Below are 7,572 nucleotides of genomic sequence, written 5' to 3'. Positions count from 1 at the left end.
GGGTGGGCCTTCGGGCGGGCGGCGGTCGCCGTGCCCACGTACACGGGGTCCCGGGACACGGTCACTTCGGCGGAGGCCGTCGCCATCTGCCGGCCCATGATGTCGTACACCGTCGCCCCCGGCACCGGGATCCGCACCGGCTTCGCCGACCAGAGCACCCGTACCGACTCGCCCCGCCCCGAGTCGAATTCGAAGCCGACCGCCCAGGCGGGCAACCCGCTCACCACCCCGGTGAAGTGCGCCTCGCCCAGCAACGACGTCAGCGCCGCGCACGCGCTGTACGCGGGCAGCGGCTGGAACTCCCGGCTCAGCAGCCCGAAGTACACGCCGTCGTCGTGGAGCGGTGGACCCGCGAACCAGAACTGCCGGGTGTTCCCCGCCGCCAGCCCCTCCACCATCGAGCGGACCAAGTAGCAGGCCTGGACCGCCTGTTGGGCGGGCGTGAGATCGACGCCCGGCCGCACTGCGAAGAACGCGCCGCATTCCGTCATCCACCGCGGCACCTCACCCGCACCGAGTCGCCCGGCCAGCTCGCGCTGCTCGTCCGCCGCCCCCGGGAAGGCCGGTTCGTCCTGCTCGGCCGGGTCCGGGTAGCCGTGGAACGCCCATACGTCCGCGTATCGCACGACGTCGTTCGCCAGCAGCAGGTCCTGGAAGTGGCCCGTCTGCGCGATGCCCGGCAGGACGGCGAGAGGCCGGTCGGGGGCGTCCGCGATGCCCAGTGCCGCCGCCTTCACGAAGGCCGCGTGGGCGTCGCCGGTGCTGCTGGTGACGTCCACGTCGGGCTCGTTCGAGAGCTGGACGGCGGCGGGACGGCCGGAGGCCAGGCGGCGGGCGTAGCGGTACGCGTGCCGCAGATCCGCCGGGAGGGGGAGCGAGGCGGCCGTCATCGCCCACTCGGGAGCCGGCGAGATGACCTCCAAAGGAGACAGGCCGTGACGGCGCATCGTCCGCGTGACCCGGTCGTGGTGTTCCGTGTCGTACGCGCCCGGGCTCGGCTCGGCCGCGGGCCATGCCTGGCCGTCCCGTATCCAGCCCGCGCCCATGTCCCGCATCGCGGCGGCGAAGGCGTCCAGGCGGGAGGGGGGTACGAGGGACGTGGCCCAGACGTTGACGCCGAAGCGGTTGGCGTCGCCGGACGCGGCGGGGAGTGCGGGCAGGCATGCGAAGTGGCCCACCACCGCTTCGGCGTCACTGGCGTCGGCGGCGGAGGCGGCAACCCGGTAGTTTCCGGGCGGGAGTTGGGGGAGCGGGGCCTTCACCGTCGTCTCGTCGCCGGGCTTGATCGTCGCGTAACCCTCCGCCACCCGTTCCCCGAAGTAGTCGACGACGGTGTAGCGCAGGCGGTACGGGCGGTCGGGGCGGCCGTTCAGGCCGAAGGTCAGGCTCGCGGGCTCCCCGAACCGGTACGTGCTCAGCGTGCCGTCGCCGCCCGCGCGGACCTCGCGCAGCTCCACCCCCTCCCGCCGTCGCAGCGTGAAGCGGTCCAGCGCGAGCGCGTACGCCGTCCCCGTCTCCAGGACCGTCGGTTCCGTCACCCGGAACGTCAACCTGTTCTCGCCGCGCCGGAGTTCGAGCTCACCGAGGTCGAGGACGGAGAGGCCGCCCCAGGCCGGCATCGACTCGTACCAGTGCGGCTGGGAGCGGGCGACCTCCGCGAATCCGCCCTCATTCAGCGCGAGTTGGAGGTACGAGGCCGTCGCCTCGGTGTGCGGTGTCTCGACCGGGGCCGTGGCGACCGCGGTCAGCGCGTACACGCCTGCCTCGGGGGCCGGGACCGAATACGTGGCGTACCAACCCTCCTTCGGGGGCTTCCTCTTGGTGGTCAGGGCGAGGTAACCGCCCCCGGACGCGCGGCGGTCCCGTACGACCGGGATGTTCGTCCGGACCGCCGCCTCGCCCTGGACCGTGAGGGGTGGCACCGAGGCCGAAGTGGCTTGCGGGTGCGCCGAGTTCAGCCCCAGTGCCGACACCGCGGTCGTCAGGAGGCCGGCCTGCATCGCCGTGCGCCTGTTGAGTCCCATCGGTCCAGCAGAACCGGGCGGGCCGATGGCGGGCGTCCTGCGTGAGGAGGGGCGTACCCGGGACGTGCGCTCGGGGATGACCCCTGGGGGGAGCAGTTGTGCCAGGTCGTGCCGCGTACCTCAGTCCCCGGGGTTCTTGAGCACCGGGAAGCGGCGCGGCGCCACGAACAGCAGGACCAGGAAGGCGAGTCCGGCCGCGCAGGCCGCGCCGAAGTAGACGGAGTGGACGGCCTCGGCGACCGCTCGGCGTACGTGTTCGCCGGAGGCGCCCGAGTCGAGTGCCTTCGTCACCGAGTCCAGGTCGCCCGCGCCGCCGAGCCGCGCGGCCAGTACCCCGTTCGCGACCGCGCCGAAGAGGGCGGCGCCGATCGTCTGGCCGGTCTGGCGGCAGAAGAGTACGGAGGCTGTCGCCGTACCGCGTTCGTTCCACTCGACGCTCGACTGGACGCCGACGAGCAGCGGGAGTTGGAAGAGACCGAGCGCGCCGCCCAGCAGGAACATCAGGAGCGTCGGCTGCCAGGCCTCGCCGGGGTACGGGAGGAAGGGGAAGGCGAACAGGATCAGGGTGGCCGCCCCGATGCCGAGCATCGCCGTGTGGCGGAAGCCGATACGACGGTAGACGTGCTGGCTGAGGGCCGCCGAGACGGGCCAGCTCAACGTCCATACGGAGAGCACGAATCCGGCGGTGATGGGGGCGAGGCCGAGCACCGACTGTGCGTACGTCGGGAGGAAGACCGTCGGGGCGACCATCAGGAGGCCCAGCGCGCCGAGTGCCAGGTTCACGGCGGCGATGGTGCGGCGGCGCCAGACCCAGCCGGGGATGATCGGTTCGGCGGCCCGGCGTTCGATGAGGACGAGACCGGCGATCAGGGCAAGTCCCGTACCGAACAAGGCCATTGAGGGCGGCGAGAGCCAGGGCCAGGCCACCCCGCCCTGCACCAGGGCCGTCAGGAGTACGCCGCCGCAGGCGAAGACCGTGAGCGCGCCGGCCCAGTCGATGCGGGGGCGCTCGGTGGTCCTCCGTTCGCGCTGGGGCTCGTGGAGGTGGCGGATCAGCAGCCAGAGGGCGACCGCGCCGAGCGGCAGGTTGATGAGGAAGATCCAGCGCCAGTCGGCGTAGGTGGCGAGGACTCCGCCGAGCGCCGGGCCCGCGACCGCCGAGGTGGCCCAGACCGTGGACAGCTTGGCCTGGATCTTGGGGCGCTGTTCGAGCGGGTAGAGGTCGGCGGCGAGGGTCTGGACCGTGCCCTGGAGGGCGCCGCCGCCGAGGCCCTGGACGATCCGGAACGCGATCAACGCGGCCATGTTCCAGGCCAGCGCGCAGAGCAGGGAGCCGAGGAGGAAGAGGATCGAGCCGGCGATCAGCACCGGCTTGCGGCCGAAGGTGTCGGAGAGCTTGCCGTAGACGGGCAGGGTGACCGTCACGGCCAGCAGATAGCCGGAGAACAGCCACGAGAAGACGGAGAAGCCGCCCAGGTCGCCGACGATCTGCGGGACGGCCGTCGAGACGATCGTGGAGTCGAGCGCGGCCAGACCCATGCAGAGCATGAGGGAGGCGACGACGGCCCGTCGGCCTCGGGCCCCGGCCCGCGCGGCGGGCTCGTCCTCCTTGGTGGCGGTTATCTCGGTGTCTTCCCCCTGGCCCACTGGATTCCTTCCCCCTGCACCTATCTGCCGGAAGCCACTCTCCCACTTGACCCTCACGTGGCGGGAGGGTGGACGCTGACTGGGCTGGTGGGTGGAGGCGTCCCTGAGAGGGGGTCCACCGGCAGGTGGAGATCCCCTAGGGGGCTCTCCGTACTACGGCCCGGGGAGGGTTCGTACTGCCGGAGGAGGAGACGGGCCGAACCGCTCTTTAACCTGGCTTTATGCCGCTGGGGGGCGGCGTACCGCACCTGCCGGGGTGGGGTTTACCCCAGCAGAAGACTGCGCTGGGCACCAGCGCGGTGGACCACCCGCCGCCACCAGACTTATCGCAGTACCGAACGGCGTGAACGAACCACATACACAAGCGCAGATCCCGTCGTCCTCAAGGGCGTCCGACTTAGGAGACATACCGTGACATCGGCTGTAACCATTCCCAGGCACGGCAGCACTGGAGGACGTACGGCCGTCGCGGCACGGGCGCGGCAGGTCGTGAAGGCGTACGGGTCCGGTGAGACCCGCGTCGTCGCCCTCGACCAGGTCGACGTGGACATCGCGCGGGGGCAGTTCACCGCGATCATGGGCCCCTCGGGCTCCGGCAAGTCCACGCTGATGCACTGCCTCGCCGGACTCGACACCGTGTCCTCCGGGCAGATCTACCTGGACGAGACCGAGATCACCGGCCTCAAGGACAAGAAGCTCACGCAGCTTCGCCGGGACCGTATCGGCTTCATCTTCCAGGCGTTCAACCTGCTGCCGACGCTGAGCGCGCTGGAGAACATCACGCTGCCGATGGACATCGCCGGCCGCAAGCCGGACAAGGGCTGGCTGGCCCAGGTCGTGGAGACCGTCGGGCTCAAGGACCGGCTCAAGCACCGGCCCAACCAGCTCTCCGGTGGTCAGCAGCAGCGCGTCGCCGTGGCCCGGGCGCTGGCCGCTCGGCCCGAGATCATCTTCGGTGACGAGCCGACCGGAAACCTCGACTCCCGTGCCGGCGCCGAGGTGCTGGGCTTCCTGCGCCGCTCGGTCGACGAGCTCGGCCAGACCATCGTGATGGTCACGCACGACCCGGTGGCGGCCTCGTACGCGGACCGTGTGCTGTATCTCGCCGACGGCCGGATCGTCGACGAGATGTACCGGCCCACCGCGGACGCCGTCCTGGACCGCATGAAGGACTTCGACGCCCGGGGGCGCACGTCATGACCGTCTTCAAGACCTCGATGCGCAACTTCTTCGCGCACAAGGGACGGATGGCCCTGTCGGCCGTCGCCGTCCTGCTGTCGGTGGCCTTCGTGTGCGGCACGCTCGTCTTCACCGACACGATGAACACGACCTTCGACAAGCTCTTCGCGACCACCGCGTCCGACGTCACGATCTCCCCCAAGGCGGCCAAGGCCGACGACACCCCGCAGAACGGCAAGCCCGAGTCGCTGCCCGCGTCGACCGTCACCCAGGCGCAGAAGGCCCAGGGCGTCAAGTCGGCCGAGGGCGCGGTCAGTTCGATGAACGTGACCGTCGTCAACAGCAAGAACAAGAACATGGGGTCCAGCACCGGCGCCCCGACGATCGCGGGCAACTGGACGAAGAACGACCTGCGTTCGATGGAGATCACCTCAGGGCACGCCCCGCGCGGGCCCACCGAGGTGATGGTCGACGCCGACACCGCGGACAAGCACAACCTCAAGATGGGTGACGAGCTGCGCACCATCGCCGTCACCGGTGACTTCAAGGCGAAGATCGTCGGCATAGCCACCTTCAAGGTGACCAACCCCGGTGCCGCCGTCGTCTACTTCGACACCGCCACCGCCCAGCGCGAACTGCTCGGCGCCACCGGCCGGTTCACGCAGATCTACGTCTCGGCGGCGCAGGGCGTCACCGACACGCAGCTCAAGCAGAACGTCTCCACGACCCTCGCCGGTGCCGAGAAGGCCACCGGGGCGTACAAGATCCAGACGCAGAAGGAGTTCTCGGACGAGAACCGCGAGGGCATCGGCGAGTTCATGAACGTCATCAAGTACGCCATGCTCGGCTTCGCCGGAATCGCCTTCCTGGTCGGCATCTTCCTGATCATCAACACCTTCTCGATGCTGGTCGCCCAGCGCACCCGTGAGATCGGCCTGATGCGGGCGATCGGTTCGTCCCGCAAGCAGGTCAACCGGTCCGTGCTGGTCGAGGCGCTGTTCCTCGGCGTCATCGGCTCGATCCTGGGTGTCGCCGCGGGTGTCGGTATCGCGATCGGCCTGATGAAGCTCATGTCGATGGCGGGCATGAACCTCTCCACCGCCGACCTGACGGTGAAGACCACGACCCCGGTCATCGGCCTGGTCCTCGGTGTCGTCGTCACGGTGCTCGCCGCCTATCTGCCCGCCCGCCGCGCGGGCAAGGTCTCCCCGATGGCCGCGCTGCGCGACGCCGGTACGCCGGCCGACGGCAAGGCCGGCTGGATCCGGGGCATCATCGGCCTCCTCCTCACGGGAGCCGGCGGCGCCGCGCTCTTCACGGCGGCCGGCGCCGACAAGGCCGCGGACGGCTCGATGATGCTCGGCGCCGGTGTGGTGCTCTCGCTGATCGGGTTCGTCATCATCGGCCCGCTGCTCGCCGGTGTCGTGGTCCGGGCCATCAGCGCGATCCTGCTGCGCGGCTTCGGACCCGTGGGACGGCTGGCGGAGCGGAACGCGCTGCGCAACCCGCGCCGCACCGGCGCCACCGGCGCGGCCCTGATGATCGGCCTCGCGCTGGTCGCCTGCCTCTCCGTGGTCGGCTCCTCGATGGTGGCCTCCGCGACCGAGGAGCTCGACAAGTCGGTCGGTACGGACTTCATCGTCCAGGGCAACCAGCGGATCGTGCCGCAGGCCCAGAAGGCCATCGAGTCGACGCCGGGCCTGGCGCACGTCACCAGCTACAAGGAGGTCGAGGCCAAGCTGACCTCGCCCGACGGCAAGACCGAGGACAGCGACGTCACGGCCGCGGACCCGACGTACGCGAGCGACCTGCGCCGCGAGACGACCGCCGGTGACCTGTCGGCGGCGTACGGCAAGGACGCGATGGCGCTCGGCTCCGAATACGCCAAGAAGCACGGCGTGAAGGTCGGCGACACGATGACCGTCGCCTTCAAGGGCGGCCAGACCGCCAAGCTGAAGGTCGCGGCGATCACGAACGACGACGTGGCCATCGACAAGGGCGCGCGGTACATGAGCATCGCCACGATGGAGAAGTACGTCCCGGCCGACAAGATCCCGCCGAACGACATCATGTTCGCCACGGCCAAGGAGGGCCAGGAGAAGACGGCGTACACGGCCCTGAAGAAGGCCCTGGACCCGTACCCGCAGTACCAGGTCCGTGACCAGACCGACTACAAGCAGGAGCTCAAGGACCAGATCGGCCAGCTGCTGAACATGGTCTACGGCCTGCTGGCGCTCGCGATCATCGTGGCGGTCCTGGGTGTCGTGAACACCCTGGCGCTGTCGGTGGTGGAGCGGACCCGCGAGATCGGCCTGATGCGTGCCATCGGGCTCTCCCGGCGCCAGCTCCGGCGCATGATCCGGCTGGAGTCGGTCGTCATCGCCCTCTTCGGAGCGCTGCTCGGGCTCGGGCTGGGGATGGGCTGGGGCGCCACCGCCCAGCAGCTCCTCGCCCTGGAGGGCCTGAAGGTCCTCGAGATCCCCTGGCCGACGATCATCGGCGTCTTCATCGGGTCGGCCTTCGTGGGGCTGTTCGCCGCGCTGGTGCCCGCGTTCCGGGCGGGCCGGATGAACGTGCTGAACGCGATCGCGACGGAATAGCCGCGGTAGCGGCGGTCGCCTCAGAGCCACCGTGGACGGGGGTCACGGGGGAAGAGCCCGGCACCCGCAAGTCTCCGGACTTGCGGGTGCCGGGCTCTGGGGTGTTTTCGCCCCCGCCGCCC

Annotated in this window: 4 protein-coding genes; 2 read left to right on the top strand and 2 right to left on the bottom strand. The window is 70.3% G+C overall.

What is annotated here, in order from left to right; translation table 11 throughout:
- Positions 1 to 2,024: hypothetical protein (locus tag AOK17_RS18045; protein ID WP_157881352.1), on the bottom strand; the 2,024-nt coding region annotated here is incomplete at its 3' end.
- A 120-nt stretch (positions 2,025 to 2,144) separates the two neighbouring features.
- Entirely contained in the window at positions 2,145 to 3,647 is a 1,503-nt protein-coding gene (locus tag AOK17_RS18040; RefSeq protein ID WP_055613523.1) for an MFS transporter, read from the bottom strand.
- Between the two features lie 435 nt (positions 3,648 to 4,082).
- On the opposite strand from AOK17_RS18040, the gene AOK17_RS18035 reads away from it, so the two are divergent.
- Both AOK17_RS18035 and AOK17_RS18030 read left to right on the top strand, forming a co-directional pair.
- Complete coding sequence (locus tag AOK17_RS18035; protein WP_055613522.1) at positions 4,083 to 4,871, top strand: ABC transporter ATP-binding protein; 789 nt, start codon at positions 4,083 to 4,085, stop codon at positions 4,869 to 4,871.
- Entirely contained in the window at positions 4,868 to 7,450 is a 2,583-nt protein-coding gene (locus AOK17_RS18030) for an ABC transporter permease (protein ID WP_055613521.1), read from the top strand. Before AOK17_RS18035 ends, AOK17_RS18030 begins: the two co-directional genes overlap by 4 nt.
- Positions 7,451 to 7,572 lie beyond the last annotated feature (122 nt).

It is taken from the genome of Streptomyces phaeochromogenes (genome assembly GCF_001418655.1).
GTDB lineage: Bacteria > Actinomycetota > Actinomycetes > Streptomycetales > Streptomycetaceae > Streptomyces > Streptomyces phaeochromogenes.
This window is presented reverse-complemented; position numbering and strand designations above follow the sequence as displayed.